The 15,531-nt window shown below is 65.2% G+C and carries 18 protein-coding genes; 3 read left to right on the top strand and 15 right to left on the bottom strand.

The genetic code is table 11. The features are described 5' to 3' along the window. Positions 1-408: a phage major tail protein, TP901-1 family gene (locus BW978_RS11590; RefSeq protein ID WP_076395273.1), complete on the bottom strand. Its 408-nt coding sequence runs from the start codon at positions 406-408 to the stop codon at positions 1-3. Between the two features lie 516 nt (positions 409-924). Between BW978_RS11590 and BW978_RS11585 the strand changes: the two genes are divergently transcribed. Continuing rightward, positions 925-2,163 (top strand): MFS transporter, encoded by a 1,239-nt coding sequence (locus BW978_RS11585; protein ID WP_076395271.1) that lies wholly within the window; start codon positions 925-927, stop codon positions 2,161-2,163. A 164-nt stretch (positions 2,164-2,327) separates the two neighbouring features. Here the strand turns inward: BW978_RS11585 and BW978_RS11580 are convergent, their stop codons facing one another. The 10 genes from BW978_RS11580 to BW978_RS11535 all read right to left on the bottom strand — a co-directional run bounded on the left by BW978_RS11580 (position 2,328) and on the right by BW978_RS11535 (position 9,940). After that, positions 2,328-2,726: a DUF3168 domain-containing protein gene (locus BW978_RS11580; protein WP_076395269.1), complete on the bottom strand. Its 399-nt coding sequence runs from the start codon at positions 2,724-2,726 to the stop codon at positions 2,328-2,330. Between the two features lie 323 nt (positions 2,727-3,049). Continuing rightward, entirely contained in the window at positions 3,050-3,385 is a 336-nt protein-coding gene (locus tag BW978_RS11570) for a phage head closure protein (protein WP_076395265.1), read from the bottom strand. A 2-nt stretch (positions 3,386-3,387) separates the two neighbouring features. Continuing rightward, entirely contained in the window at positions 3,388-3,957 is a 570-nt protein-coding gene (locus BW978_RS11565) for a head-tail connector protein (RefSeq protein ID WP_076395263.1), read from the bottom strand. Between the two features lie 420 nt (positions 3,958-4,377). Then, positions 4,378-5,715: a phage major capsid protein gene (locus tag BW978_RS11560; protein ID WP_139330483.1), complete on the bottom strand. Its 1,338-nt coding sequence runs from the start codon at positions 5,713-5,715 to the stop codon at positions 4,378-4,380. Between the two features lie 5 nt (positions 5,716-5,720). Further along, entirely contained in the window at positions 5,721-6,296 is a 576-nt protein-coding gene (locus BW978_RS11555; RefSeq protein WP_076395261.1) for an HK97 family phage prohead protease, read from the bottom strand. Positions 6,297-6,620: 324 nt separating this feature from the next. Beyond that, positions 6,621-6,941 carry a DUF6107 family protein gene (locus BW978_RS11550; protein WP_076395259.1) on the bottom strand — a complete coding sequence of 107 codons (321 nt, stop codon included), beginning with the start codon at positions 6,939-6,941 and terminating at the stop codon, positions 6,621-6,623. Positions 6,942-7,174: 233 nt separating this feature from the next. Beyond that, the gene (locus BW978_RS23770; RefSeq protein ID WP_280173596.1) at positions 7,175-7,384 is read right to left on the bottom strand and encodes an alpha-ketoglutarate-dependent dioxygenase AlkB; all 210 of its coding nucleotides are present in this window, start codon (positions 7,382-7,384) and stop codon (positions 7,175-7,177) included. Between the two features lie 9 nt (positions 7,385-7,393). After that, the gene (locus tag BW978_RS23765; RefSeq protein ID WP_244551948.1) at positions 7,394-7,744 is read right to left on the bottom strand and encodes a 2OG-Fe(II) oxygenase family protein; all 351 of its coding nucleotides are present in this window, start codon (positions 7,742-7,744) and stop codon (positions 7,394-7,396) included. Between the two features lie 305 nt (positions 7,745-8,049). Continuing rightward, positions 8,050-9,222 (bottom strand): phage portal protein, encoded by a 1,173-nt coding sequence (locus BW978_RS11540; RefSeq protein WP_076395257.1) that lies wholly within the window; start codon positions 9,220-9,222, stop codon positions 8,050-8,052. A gap of 97 nt (positions 9,223-9,319) precedes the next feature. After that, positions 9,320-9,940, bottom strand: a complete 621-nt coding sequence (locus BW978_RS11535; RefSeq protein WP_076395255.1) for a TetR/AcrR family transcriptional regulator — start codon at positions 9,938-9,940, stop codon at positions 9,320-9,322. Positions 9,941-10,087: 147 nt separating this feature from the next. On the opposite strand from BW978_RS11535, the gene BW978_RS11530 reads away from it, so the two are divergent. Then, positions 10,088-11,062: an alpha/beta hydrolase family protein gene (locus tag BW978_RS11530; protein WP_076395253.1), complete on the top strand. Its 975-nt coding sequence runs from the start codon at positions 10,088-10,090 to the stop codon at positions 11,060-11,062. A 62-nt stretch (positions 11,063-11,124) separates the two neighbouring features. Here BW978_RS11530 and BW978_RS11525 read toward each other — a convergent pair whose 3' ends face one another. Both BW978_RS11525 and BW978_RS11520 read right to left on the bottom strand, forming a co-directional pair. Next, on the bottom strand, positions 11,125-11,430 hold the full coding sequence (locus BW978_RS11525; RefSeq protein WP_076395251.1) for a Dabb family protein: 306 nt from the start codon (positions 11,428-11,430) through the stop codon (positions 11,125-11,127). Positions 11,431-11,509: 79 nt separating this feature from the next. Further along, positions 11,510-12,130, bottom strand: coding sequence for a glycoside hydrolase family 19 protein (locus tag BW978_RS11520; RefSeq protein ID WP_076395250.1), 621 nt, complete (start codon positions 12,128-12,130; stop codon positions 11,510-11,512). Positions 12,131-12,339: 209 nt separating this feature from the next. Between BW978_RS11520 and BW978_RS23890 the strand changes: the two genes are divergently transcribed. Next, complete coding sequence (locus tag BW978_RS23890; protein ID WP_256367279.1) at positions 12,340-12,465, top strand: hypothetical protein; 126 nt, start codon at positions 12,340-12,342, stop codon at positions 12,463-12,465. Positions 12,466-12,889: 424 nt separating this feature from the next. Here BW978_RS23890 and BW978_RS11515 read toward each other — a convergent pair whose 3' ends face one another. Together BW978_RS11515 and BW978_RS11510 are read right to left on the bottom strand one after the other, a co-directional pair. Further along, positions 12,890-14,431, bottom strand: a complete 1,542-nt coding sequence (locus BW978_RS11515) for a DNA-packaging protein (protein ID WP_244551947.1) — start codon at positions 14,429-14,431, stop codon at positions 12,890-12,892. Positions 14,432-14,822: 391 nt separating this feature from the next. Then, positions 14,823-15,278: a hypothetical protein gene (locus BW978_RS11510; RefSeq protein ID WP_076395248.1), complete on the bottom strand. Its 456-nt coding sequence runs from the start codon at positions 15,276-15,278 to the stop codon at positions 14,823-14,825. Between the last annotated feature and the right edge of the window lie 253 nt (positions 15,279-15,531).

The raw sequence follows: 15,531 nt of genomic DNA, 5'->3' as shown, positions 1-15,531 counted from the left end.
TCACAGCGCCGCGAAGGAAACGGCACCGGCCGATTCCAGCGCGATCTCGAAGGTCACCTCGCCGTCGTGATTGCCGGCATAATCCAGCGCCGTCACCTGAAACGGCGCCGTCACCGTGCCGAAATCCGGGATCACCACCTGATAGGTCAGGATGGAGCCGGCAAAAAAGGCCGCCCTTATCAGCGCATCGGAAGCGGCATCCTTGAACAGGCCGGAGCCCGTCAACCCCGCGCGCCTGACCCCCGCCCCCTCCAGGAGCTCCCGCCAGCGCCCGGCGCTTTCACTATCGGTCACGTCGACCGATTGCGCATTGAAGGCGAGACGCCTGGCCCTCAAGCCCGCCACCGTCACGAACCCCGCCCCGTCCTCGACCTTCAGCAACAGGTCCTTGCCCTTCTGCGCGCCCATGGCGTCTCTCCTTTGATGATGTCTGTGATTGTTTTCGGGCGAGGTGCCGACGGCTCTCCCACCTCCCCCTTGAGGGGGCAGGTCGCCGCAAAGCGGCGGGTGGGGGTGATCTTCGCCAGAAAGGGCACAGCCAGAATCGGCATCACCCCACCCCGGACCTTCGGTCCGACCCTCCCCCTCAAGGGGAGGGTGGAGACGGCACACTCGAACGTCCTCTCACCCTGAGGTGCCCGGCAATGGCAAGCCTCGAAGGGCCGAGGCCACAAGCGGCGCTTTACACCTCCCCCTTGAGGGGGGAGGTCGCCGCAGAGCGGCGGGTGGGGGTGACCACCCTCAGAAAGGGCACACCCGGAAAACTGGATCACCCCACCCCGGACCTGCGGTCCGACCCTCCCCCTCAAGGGGAGGGTGTAGCATCCCCCAACACGCACACATCCCAAGATTTCACCCTATCGCCCGCCCTACAACCGGCCTAGAAGAAGACCCCGCCCCGAACTATCATCCCCCGAGTCTCGCATGAACATGCCCCGCACCCTCCTCGTTGCCGCGCTTGCGGTCTCGCAGATCCTCGGCTGGGGCACGACCTATGAAATGCCGGCCGTCTTCGGCCGAGCCATTGCGTCCGATCTCGGACTTGCCAACGAGACCGCCTTTGCCGGGCTCACCGTGATGATGCTCGTCATGGCCTTTCTCGGTCCCTGGACCGGCCGGATGATCGCCCGCCACGGTGCCTCGAAGGTGCTCGCCATGGGCTCGGTCCTGATGGCAACAGGCCTTGCCATGCTGGCGCTCTCCTCGGGCATCGTCACCTATGCGATCGCCTGGCTGATCCTCGGCGCCGGCGGATCGTTTGCCCTGACGGTCCCGGCCTTTGCTGCCGTCGTCGAGCGCGAGGGCCACAATTCCCGCCGCGCCATTGGTATCCTGATGATCTTCACCGGGCTTTCCTCGGCGGTCTGCTGGCCGCTTCTGACGCTGGCCGGTGAGGCCTTCGGCTGGCGCGGGGCGCTTTTCGCCGCCGCTGCCGCCCAGCTCGTGCTGGCGCTGCCGATCCATCTGTCGCTCGGCCGCATCGCGATCACCCGCTCGGCCGAGGACCTCGCCGCGGACGCCCGGGAACCCCTGGAGATGAGCCGCCGCATGGCGACGCTCGCCTTCCTGCTGATTGCGCTCTCGACCTCGCTCGCCAGCCTGATGACCTTCGGGTTGTCGCCGCAGCTCCTGCATATCCTCGAACTCTCCGGCGCCACGCCGGCGCTGGCGCTGCAGCTCGGCTCGCTGCGCGCCGTCTTCGGCATTGCCGCCCGCGCCTTCGATCTGGTGCTCGGCAAGCGCTCCTCGCCTGTGACCACCGGGCTTGCCGGCATGGCCATGCTCACGGGTTCCACCCTGCTCTTGATCTTCTCATCCGGCACGCCGTCGAGCCTACTGATGTTCACCGCGCTCTACGGCTTCGGCTCCGGCGTCACGACGCTTGCGCGCGCCACCCTGCCGCTCGCCTTCTTCTCCGCCAGCCGCTTCGCCCGCCAGTCGGCGCGCCTCGCTCTGCCGCAAAACCTCGCCAATGCGACCGCCCCCGTCCTGATGACAGCCGTCATCGACCGCGCCGGCATCGATGCCGGCCTCGTACTTGCCACCCTCTTCGCCGCAACGGGTTTTGCGGCCATCCTGGCGCTGGCGGTGATTGCGAAGCGGGGACAGGTTGGTAGTCCTCTCTCCCCCCTTGCGGGGGAGAACGGAAAATCGAAGGATTAGGCGAGCGCAAGCCGCCTAAACTTCAGATTTTCCAAGAGAGGGGCTTAGGTTGCCGGGGCGAAAACCTCACGAAGCCCCCCACTTGCAAAATCTGAGGTATGGCCCTGACCGGGCCAATTCCTCGATTTCGCTTTCTCCGCCGCAAGGGGGGAGATGAACTTGCCTCACTCCACCACCGCCCGAAACCCCGCCTCGGCCACGAACAACCCCGCCTTCACCTCGCGCCGGCTTGTCGTCCGGCGGTGCCGAAAGTTGACGAGCCGAAACTCGCCCAGCATCTCCGGCAAGCCATCGGCCAGCCGCCTCACCTCCGCCACCAGCCCTTCGGCCTCGCGTCGCGAGACCGCACTCCAGGCCTCGAGCGTCAACAGGATCTCAGCCCCCTCGGCCTCACCTGTCGAAAAATCCCGCGCTTCGACCGCGCCGACGACAAGCGCCGGAAAGCGTTGCGGCCGGATCGTCCGGTCGGACAGTCCCTGGGGTCCGAGCACCGCCATCAGGTCCACATTGGCCTTTACCGCCTGTTGAAGGCCCACCAGCAAGGCATTGACCGCATTCGTCATATTCCACTCTCCCGTGGCTCTACCGTGCGACACCGGCCGGCTCTTTCGTGACCCTCGCGCGCAGCCGGTGGCCGCGAAGCTTCCATTTGCCTAGCGGCCCGTCTGCGCCTCACCGGTTACCCGGTTATCGCGTCCGTCGGCGCCCAGTCCTTGGGTCGCCGACCCATCCGGCTCCATCGAGCCCCCGTCTTTCGATGCCCGATCGCTGCGCTTCGCCACACGGACCGCCAGTGCCCGCCGCAAGATCACGGCGAGCTGCCTGCCCGTCTCCTCCAAACCCACGCCCCGCCGCCCGGATCCGCGCCCTTGTCTGGCGCCGCCGCTCATCCCGTCACCTCGCGACACAGAGCCAGCTGAAACCGGCCCGTCTCGTCGGGATCGCGCACCGCCAGGATCTCGAACACCCGCGCGCCTTTGCGAAAGCGCTGCCCGGCCACGAGATCGCCACGCGCGCGAACCGTCACATGATGCGTGACGGTCGCCACAAGCCCCGGCCCCTTTTCCTCTTCGGCAAAGCTGCGCGGCTCGACCAGCGCCCAGACGCGGGCGACTTCCACCAACCCCGTCACCGCCCCGCCCTGATCATCGTCGACCATATCAGGCCGCTCCAGCACCAACCGCACCGTCAGCCGCCCGGCATCGATATCCATCATCGCCATGATCAGAGCCCCCGCCGGCAAAAGGGTGCGATCAGCCGGTCGTATCCCGGCGGCACCACCGCCGGCTGGGCATCGACCGCGACCACGCCCCGGCAGGCAAACATCGCCGCCACATGCAAAAGCATCGCCCGCTTCAGCGTCTCCGGCACATCCGCGCCGCTCTCGCCGAAGCCGGCGGAAAACTCCACCTCGATCCCGTTCATCGCCCGCCCCGGCTGCGGCACGTCCCGCAGCCAGAGCCGCGCTGGACGCGCCTGACCGTCGAGCAAATGCCCTTCGAGATCGACAGCCTGCGGTTCACCATCGCCGTCATAGACGGTCACCGCCGTCACCACCCTGATAGGCCCACGCGGAATGGTCACAATCCCATCCGCCGGCCAGTCGTCGAGACAAAACCTGAAATCCCCGGTCGCCAGCACCAGCCCCGTCTCCCGCTCCAGATGCTCGCGGGCGACGACGGCAAGCGCTGAAAGCAGCGCATCTTCCTCCTCCGTATCGAGCCTCAGATGCGCCCTGATCTCGACAGGCGTCAGCGGCTCCACAGCGGGTGGAGTGAGTTCGATAATGGTCATGGGAGGTTCCTTGAAAACGAATTGTAGGTAGCCCCTCACCCTGAGGCGCCGGGCCACGCCCGGCCTCGAAGGGCGAGGCCACCCTGAAGAGTTGAGAGGTGGATGATTCGAGGCCCTTTCCTTACGAGGGCAGCTCAGCATGAGGGAGCCGAAGTGCTGGCGGGGGCCACCTCCCCCCATGTGGGGAGGGCGGAAAATCGAAGGCTTAGGCGAGCGCAAGCCGCCTAAACTTCAGATTTTCCAGGTGAGGGGATCGGTTCCGTTGGCACGAGATAACAGCCCCCTGGCGGCCCTCCACCGAAGGGTCCGTTCTCAGTGCTACCATTACCGATCCCCTCACCAACAAAATCTGAGGTTTAGCCCTCATCGGGCTAAGCCCTCGATTTTGTATCCTCTCCCACAAAGGGGAGAGGGGGAGGGTCACGCCCCGAACTTCACCAGCTTGATCGCCTCGAAGTCCTGCACGCCGCCGCCGACGCGCTTCGTCGTGTAGAACAGCACATAGGGTTTCGCCGAATAAGGATCGCGCAGCACCCGCACACCGACGCGATCCACCACGAGATAACCCGCGCGGAAATCACCGAAGGCGATTGCCGTCGCATTGGCCGCAATCTCCGGCATGTCCTCGGATTCGGCCACCGGGAAGCCCATCAGCGAAGCGGGATCACCCGCCCGCGCCGGCGGCGCCCAGAGATAGTTGCCGTCGGCATCCTTCAGCTTGCGCACCGCGCCCTGGCTGCGACGGCTCATCACGAAGGTGCCGTTCTGGCGATGCCCCGCCTTCAGCGCATAGACCACGTTGATCAGCACGTCCGACGCCCCGCTTGCCGCAAAGGCCCCGGCCGCACCGGTGACAACCGTGCCGATCTTGCCCCATTCCCAGGCGCCGTCGGCCACCTGATCATAGCTCAGAAAGCCCTTCGGCTTCAGCACGCCATCGCCCGACACAAACGCCTCGCCCTCCTGTTCGGCAAAGGCGATGTCGACTTCGGCCGCAATCCAGGCCTCGATGTCGACGGCGGCATCGTCGAGCAGACCTTGGGTTGCCGCCGGCATGGCATAGAGCTCCATGGTCGGGAAGGCGAGTTCGGAGAGTTCCGGCGTGCCGGTTTGCGTGCGCGCCGCCGTCTCCGCCACCCAGCCCGAGGCAAAACCCGAGGCAGCAAACGGCTTCTTCAACACCGCGCCCGAGACCTGCCGCACGGTCGCCAGCGACCGGATCGGCGAGATGACCCTCAGCCTGCGGCCGATCTCCTCGTCCACCTGCGGCGGCACGAGATAACCGCCATCGCCGGAAACACCCGCCGACAGCGCCTTCTGGTCGAGATCGCGGAGCGCCTGGTCGTCGCCGCGCCGCACATAGGCCTCGAAGGCCGCCTTGTGTTCGGCCAGCCCCGCCTCCTCACGACCGGGCCGGTCGAGCGCCGGACGGCGCTTCTTCAGCACGAGTTCGTCCAAAAGCCGGCTCTGCTCGTCGATCGCCTTGTTGATCCGCTCGACCTTGTCGCGGGTCACGACATCGCTCGAAAGCTTCTCCTCGATCTCGCCCAGCCGCTCGTCATTCGCCTCCTTGAAGGCCTCGAAGGCACTCATGAATTCAGCAAAGGCCGAGGTCACCGTATCGGGTGCCGCCTTCACCTCCGGTGCCAACCTGGCGGGCGCCCCCTTGGCCCGCTTGCTGCCTCGCCCGCCTGCAGCGGAGGCTGCAAGCCCCGCCTCAACCATCCTGTTCTCACCTGCCATCATCGCGTCTTCCATGTCGCTCATCCTTTCGTGAAGTGATTGTTCGCCATCGACCGAGCCGCCCGGCGCATCAGCCGGACAAGCTCGGTTTCCCTGTCGCGGTAGAACCGCCTGTGCTTGACATTGGACACTCTCGCCGTCGGCAGCATGGGAAAGGTCACCACCGAGATCTCCCAGAGATCTGCCTCGAGAATGCGCCGCACGCCCGTCTTGCGGTCCGCCCTCGTCTTGACCGCGCGAAAGCCGATCGACAGACCATCGAGAGCCCCCGCCTTCATCAGCGCATGCACCTCGCGGGCACGGCTCACATCGGTGGCGAGCCTGCCCTCGACATAAAGCCCCCGCTCATCCTCGCGGATCTCTGTCCAGCGGCCAATCACCTCGGCCGGATCGTGCTGAAAGAGCATGCGCACGCCACCCGCCCCGCGCTTTGTCAGCGAGGCTGCAAAGGCGCCGGGCTCGATTGCGTCGCGGCCGAGATCCACCTCGCCGAACAGGCTCGCATAACCCGAAAACCGCCCGTCGCCGGCCACGCCCTTCAGCGTCAGCCCGGCATACCAAAACCGCGGCGCACCCGCCGTTTCCAAAGCCTGCATGGCTCGTCTCCTCGTGATGTTGATTGTGCTGGCACCCACCTCCCCCTTGAGGGGGGAGGTCGCCGCAACGCGGCGGGTGGGGGTGATCCTGGCCGCGAGTGGAATGCTGAACTCAGAGTGAAGCGCCGAACCCGTCACCCCACCCCGGAGCTGCGCTCCGACCCTCCCCCTCAAGGGGTGGGTGGATAGCCGCTCCGCCCTTAACCCCTCACCCTGAGGTGCCCGCGCACCGCGCGGGCCTCGAAGGGTCAGGGCCACCCATTACAACGAAGCGCGATCCTTCGAGGCCCCCGCTTGCGCAGGGGCGCCTCAGGATGAGGGAGTTCACCCGCCAACCTTGTCCCCCGCCCGCCCCGTCAGTCGCACCAGCATACCCAGCCCCCACCAGGCGGTGAAGGAGGCAAGCGTCGCCCCTGCCAGCATGATCTCGGCGGGAGACAACCTGCCCTCAAGCCCCAGCTGTCCGGCGCCCCAAAGCCCCGTCGGCCCGCCGAAGATCAGCCCACAGGCAAGCCCGGTCAGGAAGCGCACAGCCGCCTCGCGGCGATGTTTGGGAAGCAGGTAGACGAGCGAGATCGCGGAGCCCGCGACGGCACCGATCAGACGCGCGGAGGTCACCCCGCCATCATGGCCGAAGTCAGTCATTTGTTCATCTTTCGCGGTTAGCTTTTTCGATGAGCGCCGGCCGGAACGATCCCGCCGACAGGCTGCGGCCGGCGCCGCTTTCCCCGTCCGCTGCCGTCCAGCGCTTCATCCGTCAGGTGAAGTGAAGGCGATTTGCCGAGTCCCTGGAATCGCTTGGCTGCAAAAGCTCATGGATCGATTCCGGTGGTTGAGACGACGGTTGAAGCCGCCGCACCCTCGTGCACGGCCTGCGGTCAAAACCGCATCGTCCGAAAGGTCAGCGACACTCGCCGCTGTCGAGCAAGCCGCAGACCGTCAATCACATCAGACCGCCGGGCCGCGATCGCATGCGTCCAGTCACGCCGCGCCGGCCCACTGAACACCAGCAGCGAACGCGGCGGCAAGATGACCGCCCGTGTCTCCCCGCTTGAAAGGGATGCAAACCGCATCTCGCAGACCGACAGCAGACTGAGCTAAGCAATCACCTCGCCGAAACACGGCTCGCAATCGACATGCGCACTGATCCCCTGCCCGGGCAGATATTCGTTGGCGATCACCTGGTCCGGCACGTCTGAGAAAAACCCGTCCGCCACCAGCCGCTCCGCCAGCCCCTTGAGCATGTCCGGCAGCGGACCGATGCGGCTCTCCACCGTGGCGCTCCTCGCCCGGTAGTCATAACGATAGCCGAAATGCCGCACCCGCCGCTTCAGCCCGCCGCTCCAGTCACCCGCATCGAGGAAGGCGGCAAGCGCTACTTCCTGCTGAGGGGTGATCCAGTCGGGGGTGAGGCTGGCACCGGGTGGGAGGTGGGGCTGGGTCTCCATGGGTGGGTGTCCGTATCGGTAGAGCGAGCATCCTAGCGCGGTCTTTTGTGGCCGGCATCCGTATGATGCTGGGGTATTGCCAGTGGAACTGATCCCGTCACTGGCGAAATCTGAAGTTTAGGCGGCTTGCGCTTGCCTAAGCCTTCGATTTCGCTTTCTCCCCCACAGAGGGGGGAGAGGGAACGCGCCGCCAGCCGCATCTACACCTCTCCCCTTGTGGGAGAGGTTACAAAATCGAGGACTTAGCCCGATCAGGGCTAAACCTCAGATTTTGTTGGTGAGGGGATCGGTCCAGTCGGCACCAATCAATACCCCACCGCCTCGCGCTTCTCCTCATCCGTCAAAAACCCTGCAGCCCCGACCCGCGCCCAAAGCGCATCGCGCTCGGCCGAAAGCCCCGCCACCGTGTCGAGATCCGGCACCAGTCTAACCGCCTCGCCCGTCAACTCGCCCAGAAACACCGAAAGCGACGCCCCGGTGCGCGTCGCCAGCGGCAGAACGGTCAGCCGATAGAAGGCGCGGTTCGCCTCCTGGTAATTGGCATAGGTGTTGTCGCCGGGAATGCCGAGCAGCATCGGCGGCACGCCGAAGGCGAGCGCGATGTCGCGCGCTGCCCCGTTCTTCGCCTCGACGAAATCCATGTCCTTGGGCGAGAGCCCCATCGATTTCCAGTCGAGCCCGCCCTCAAGCAGCAGCGGCCGCCCGGCACGCATCGGGCCGGAATAACCCTCATCGAGCTCCACCTTCAGCCGCTGATACTGGTCGGCGGAGAGATTACCACCCTCCTTCGGCTGATAGACCAGCGCGCCGGAGGGCCTGGCCGAATTGTCGAGCAGCGCCTTGTTCCAGCGCCCCGCCGCATTGTGCAGATCAAGCGCCACTTGCGCTGCCGCCAGCGGCGCAAAACCCTCGTGGTCATCGAGCGGGTGAAACAGCTTCAGATGCAGGAGACCATCGAGCGTGATCCGCCTCGCCTTGGTGCCGGCACGATAATCATAGGCAGACGGCCAGCCATCCGCCCCGGTCACCACGCTCACCCGATCGGGCCGCAAAAGGTGCAGCTCAGCCGCCCTTTCCGCACTGCGCACGCCCGTGGCCACCGCCTCGACATAGGCATTGCCCGAGAGCAGCAGCTGGCCATAGAGCGTTTCGAGAAAATCCGCCCCCGTCATCGCCCCGTTCGGCCGAGACAGCAGAGCAAGTGCGGGATGCCCCTCTCGCTCGACCGCCGCCTGATAGGCGAGAAAGCCGATACTGGCCGCAGCCTCAGACACCAGCCGCACGCAGCGATGCGCCACCGGGTTCTTCATGAACCCTTCTCGCGAAAGGGCCGCATAATTCCGCCCCGTCCAGCGCGCCTCGCCCTCGCCCGCAATCAGCGCCAGCGCCGTTCCGGGCCGAGGATGCAGCGCCTTTTCTTCGCGCAAGGGGGTTCGATCCCGGGCTTCAGCCCAGGGCAGACGAAAGGGAAATTTCATGGGATCTGTTCCTCGACAGGAATGAAAACGGATCGGGCGGCCATCAACGGTCGGCCCGGGCCTCGTCTGCGCACACTCTCAGATTGATCTGGCCGCTTCAGCCAGGTGCAGCCTTGCCCGCACCAAAGCGCAGTCCGTCGATCAGCAGTTCGACCATCACTGATGTCTCGCCCTCCGGCTCAGCCCCCTTGATCGCCGCGAGATTGCCGATGGCGCGCAGCAGTTCGTAGGGCTCAATACCTGAACGAACGGCCCCGACATCGACAGCTGCGTCCAGGAGCCCGGCCAAAGCCGGCTCGAAATTCTCACGAAAATAATCCGGCAGAGCCTGAAAGGCCGGATCGCCGGAATGCAGCGCCTGAGCCAGCCCACGCTTGGCGGCAATGAACTTCGTGAACCGGCGAAGCCAGAGCGCCAGTGCTTCCGCCGGCGGGTGGCTTGCGGCCAGCGTTGCGGCCTCCGCCGTACAGGCGTCCACCTCGCGCTTGAAGACTGCGATCACCAGATCCGCGCGGCTCGGAAAACGCCGGTAGAGCGTGCCCACACCCACGCCGGCGCGGGTCGCTATCTCGCGGGCCGGTGCATCGACACCGCTTGCTGCAAAGATCGCCTTGGCCGCCTCCAGCAGCGCATCCTCGTTGCGCCGCGCATCGGCGCGCACCCGCGGTCCGCCTGCTTCCTGTCCGTGATCCCCGTCCATTTCGGCCTCTTTATCCATGCGCAGTTTCCAGCAGCCCGGAGAAATCCCGCGCGGCCCTTGCTAAACGGAACATCGTTCCGTATATGACGTCGGCATTCGGAACGCCGTTCCGTTTAGTTCCTAACCCCTTCACCCCGCAAATTCCATAACCCGGAGCTACTTTCCATGAATGATCTCGTCACAAAAGCCCGCGCCATCTCGACGCCGGCCCCGCAAGCCACATTGACCATCAATCCCGTCACCCTTCCGGCGCCCGGTCGCGGCCGTCCGCTCGAACTGCGCATCACCGCACCGCTCTCCGGCGACAGCCTGCCGATCATCCTTCTCTCCCATGGCCACGGCCCCTCGCTCTATATCCCCTCCAAGGACGGCTATGGCCCGCTCGTCGATTTCTACGCCGCCCATGGTTTCGTCGTCATCCAGCCGACCCATGCCAATTCCAAGGTTGCAGGCCTTGGACCTGATGCATCTGGCTATCCCTTCTTCTGGCAGTCACGCCTCGACGACATGACCCTTATCCTCGACAATCTCCCCACCATCGAACAGGCCGTACCGCTGCTATCAGGCCGCCTCGATCACACACGGATCGCCGCCGTCGGCCATTCGCTCGGCGGCCAGACCGTCGGCATGCTGCTCGGCGCCGGCCTCACGGACACCGCCGACCCGGCCATCACCCGCGTCCGCCGTCCAGAGCCGCGCATCAAGGCCGGCGTGCTGCTCGCCGCGCCCGGCCTCGGCGGCGACAGTCTCAGCGACTACGCTCGCCAGAACTACACAACGCTCAATCCGGATTTCTCGACGCTCACCACCCGCACCCTGGTCGTTGCGGGTGACGCCGACGACAATCCGCATCTAACGCCGCGCGGCGCCGACTGGCATGTGGATCCCTATCGCCATGCCCCGGGTGCGGAAGCGCTGCTCACCCTCTTTGGCGGAAAACACGGCCTCGGCGGCATTGCCGGCTACGACGCCAAGGAAACCGACGACGAAGACCCTGATCGCCTCGCTGTTACCCAGCGCTTGACGCTCGCCTGGCTCCGCACTGCGCTCGACATCGACGCTGAGAGTTGGCCGACTGCCGTTTCGGCCCTTGCCGCCGGCGCTGGCGATTTGGCGCGGGTCAATCACAAGTCTGCGTAACTTGGTCTCCCTCGCAGGGCGCTGGCGCGCCCTGCGGTCCGGGATATCCGATGTGAACCAATTCACACCCGCGCCGTCACCGCCTCTTCCACCACATAGTCCGCCGCATAACGCTCCTCGCGCAGCGGCTTCACCCGGCGAATGCTCTCCTCATAAAGCGGATGCGCCTTGTAGGCAGCGAGTGCCGCCTCATCCTCGAATTCGCCATAGACGACCAGATCGATGCTGCGGTGAAAACCGTCGGTCTTCACATTCGTGCCGATCTCCAGCCGAGTTGCACTCGGGATCTCCGTCAGGATCGACAACCCCGCACGCACCGCCTCGAGATGTTCGGGGCTGACGGTGAAGAAGACGATGTGGCGGATCATGAGGCACCTCAAAGAGCTGTTGCAGCGCAAAAGCCGATAGCATCGCGCGGGCCTCCGCTCAATGCGCCGCTTAGCCGCCTCACACCATGAGCCCCGCCCTGACAGCCGCGTCGAATATCCTCGCCGTCACCGCGATCTTCTTCGCCCGGTCGGTGCCGTTGACGATCTTTCGCGCCCCCGTCCAGTCGGCCTTGGTGCCTGAGAAGAAGTCGGACAACCTTAGCCCCGAAAACAGCCCCTCGGTCATGCCGACCACCAGGATGGTGGCGGACACGTCGAGCCTCAGCGCCAGATCCGGCTCGGCCACGAGGTCGAGCCCGGTCACCCGGCTCATCTTCGCATAGTTCTCGCGATGGGTGATCTGCACAAGACCCCGCCCATAATAGCTCCGCCCCGCCACATCGCGGCGCCAATAGGGTGTCGCCACCGTCGGCAGCCTGCCCGCCCGCCAGGCCCGTTCCAGCCGGTTGACCGCCTCCGCATCGTCAGGCGCAAAGGTCTCGCGCACCGCCTGCATGGTGCCGCCGGTCTCGTGATGCGCGGTCGCCAGCATATAGGCGAGCCAGCGCGGATCGCCCCAGCCGCGCGTTGAAAACCGCGTCAGCACCGCCTCCACGCCGTCCACCTGCCCTTGAGAAAGCCGCCCGCCGAACACGGCATTGCGCAGCCCCGCGAAGACGATTCGCCGGTCGATCCGCATGATGAAATCCTCGATGTCGGGAAGAAAGCTGCCGGCTACGCCGTATCGGGCCCTGCGGCACTGCGAAAAAAGTTCGGAATTAAAACGATTGAAGAAATTTCAATCGTTTAGAGCTCGTTCCGTTCATATTTACAAAGGTTTAACGCTGTGGAACTTTCAGCCCACAGACACGTTTGGAGGCCAGACTTCCAAACCCGAGGAGGGAAGACATGCAAACGAACACTTCGACCAAGACCGCCGCCCCGGCAACGATCCCTGCCCATGTCCTGCAGCGCCTCGAAAACGAATGGCGCCAGGTCCGCCAGCCGGCAGCCCCCGCAACGGCTGCGAAGTAAACTGATCCACCGCATTGCCTGATCAACCGGCATCCAAAAGGGTGCCGGTTTTTTCGTTTGGGGGTGATGGCATTCGACGTTCATATCTCCCCCCTTGCGGGGGAGAACGGAAAATCGAAGGCTTAGGCGAGCGCAAGCCGCCTAAACTTCAGATTTTCCTAGAGAGGGGCTCAGTTCCCTGGGCGAGAACCACACCGAGCCCCCCTCTTGCGAAATCTGAGGTTTGGCCCTGATCGGGCCAATTCCTCGATTTCGCTTTCTCCCCCGCAAGGGGGGAGATAGGACCCACGAGCCTCGCACATCATCTCCCCTCACCCTGAAGTACCCTCGCTCTGCGAGGGCCTCGAAGGGTCGAAGCAATTCACACTCAGGCCGGATGCTTCGAGGTCCGCACTACGTGCAGAAAACCTCAGCATGAGGGACTTCACACCCCCCTGATCCGCGGCTCGCCACCGCCCTCCAGCATCAGCGCCGTCAGCGCCCAGACCAGCGCATCCAGCCGGTCAGGCGAGCGTCCGTTCGACAGTCCCTCCGGCCCGAAATCACACATCTGGTCCTCGAGCTCGGTAAACCGCCCCGCATGCAGAACCCGGCCCTGCTCATAGAGCGCCGCCACTGGCTCTGCGCGGAGAAACTTGCCGCGCGTTGCCCGGACCGTCGCCACCGGCAGCCGCGCCTCGATGCCCTCGAGCACCGCACGCACCATGTCGCCGCCCTGGTTCACCTCGGCCACCACCCGGTCGGCCTCGAAGCGCCTGTAGGCAGAGACCACCGCCCGCGCCCAGCCCGCCGGGCCCTGCCCCTCCACAGAACAATCGGACAGCACCACCGCCTGGCCGTTTTCCTTCAGACCCGCGACGACAATGCCGCAGCAGGCCGTCGCCCCGCCCGCCGGTGGATCGACTGCAACCACGATGCGGCGCAAGGGCTCAGCCAACTTCACCACGATCTCGTCGAGCCGCGCGCGCTTCCACAAACCGTCCGCCCGGTCCTCGATCAGCTCGCCATCGAGCTCCTGCCGCCCGAGCCTTGTCCCGCCATAACGGGCGCTGAGCGCGCTCAGGAACCCCGGCGCCAGATGCCGCGCATTGGCCGCTGTTGCCATCCTTGTCAAAACCGTCGCCTCATCCGCCATCAGCCGCTTCAGCAGCGGCACGGGCCTCGGCGTCGTCGTCACCACCTGGCGCGGATCATCACCCAACCTGAGCGCAAACTGCAGCATGTCGAAGGTCTCGTCGGCATGTTTCCATTTGGCGAGCTCGTCGCACCAGGCGAGGTGAAACTGCGGCCCGCGCAGGCTTTCGGGATCTTCGGATGAAAAGATCTGGGCGATCGCCCCGTTCGGCCAGACAAGCCGTCTTCGCGAAATCTCCACCTCCGGCCGCATCCGCCTTGCGATCCTTGCCAGCCCCGAGGCACCATCGATCATCACCTCACGCGCATCGCCGAGCGTTTCCGCCACCAGCGCAATGCGCAAATCCGTCCGCTTACCCGCCGCCAGCACCTCAGCCTGAACCCATTCGGCACCTGCCCGCGTCTTGCCCGATCCTCGCCCGCCCAAAATCAGCCAGCTGCGCCAGTCTCCCTCAGGCGGCAATTGTTCGGGCCGGGCCAGAAGTGGCCAATCACGGGAGAGAAAGGCGAGATCGGAAGGTGAGAGCTGTGAGAGGTTGAGTGGTCCCTCAGGACGGATGGCGACACCTTCGCCATCCCTCACCGCCCCTACCGCCACCCGCACGTCCCGCATCCGAAGCCTTGCCACAGCCTCCGGAGCATCAAGCCCCGCCGCCGCCCAGGTCTCGGGCTGTATTTTCGTGCAAAGCGTCTCCGCGCCGGCCTTGACCCTGCTAGCATTCACGGCGAGCGCCTCAATGTCCCCCGCCATTTTGCCGATCACCACAGACGCGGCGCGCTCATTCTTCGCCCCCCGGTCCCTCATCCGCCGCCCCAGGGATTTCGGCGTCATCGGCAGTCTCCTTGGGCGATTATGCAAAACAGCGTCAGCCCTCAGGCGCCCATCATGCCGAGGTGTTCGCAACAGCTAGTTACGAAGCATCCGTTTGATCCCGTGCCTGTGTAACCGATCCCCTCACCAACAAAATCTGAGGTTTAGCCCTGATCGGGCTAAGCCCTCGATTTTGTAACCTCTCCCACAAAGGGGAGAGGCGACGGTGCCGCCAGCCCCGCGCTCCCTCTCCCCCCTTGTGGGGGAGAAAGCGAAATCGAAGGCTTAGGCGAGCGCAAGCCGCCTAAACTTCAGATTTCGCAAGTGAGGGGACCGGTTCAGTTGGCAAGCCTTCTTCAGCATCAGACCTCGAAAGCTTGGCTCATTCACCCCTCACGGCGGCCCCCTACCCTCAGCCAATCCTACAACCCTCCGCCATCCGGACCGCCACCGCCGCCTCCAGCCGGGCAGCCACCTCCGCCTCGACCCGTCCCGCAATCAGCGCCTCCACCTCGCCGCGCAAAACCTCCGGATCGCGCGCCTCGATCAGCCGTTCCTCGGCATCCAGCCGGTCGCGCTCCATCTGGCGCAAAAGCGCATCGATCTTCTCCAGGGTGCGCACGATCAGCGCAATCGCATCGGTCGCTGCCTTGATGTCGGCGCGCGCCAGTTTCGCCAGCGCCTCGTCGGCCCCGTCGATCAGGCTCTCGGCCCCGGCCCGCAGACGGCGAAACAGCTCGAACTGGGCACGCATCTCGGTGGTGAATTCCTGGAGCAGGGTCACCAGGTCGCCAGCGCCCGCCGCCTTCACCTCGATGACATCAGGCAACGCCTCGTCCAGATCCCCCCGTCGATCCTCGCCCAGCATGGCCCCCTCCGAAACGAAAGAAGGGCCCGCCAAGCGGACCCTTTCCAAACCTCTCCGGATCACCTTGGCCCTCAAGGCCACAGCTTTCCGATCATGTCAAAACCCTATCCGACGACCGTCACGGTGTCAAGGATTATTTTCCTATTTTGGTCCCAGCCCACCTCCCCCCTTGCGGGGGAGGACGGAAAATCGAAGGCTTAGGCGAGCGCAAGCTGCCTAAACTTCAGATTTTCCAGGAGAGGGGCATTCCGTT

Origin of the sequence: Rhizobium sp. RU33A, from assembly GCF_900156055.1 — a bacterium.
GTDB lineage: Bacteria > Pseudomonadota > Alphaproteobacteria > Rhizobiales > Rhizobiaceae > Allorhizobium.
This window is presented reverse-complemented; position numbering and strand designations above follow the sequence as displayed.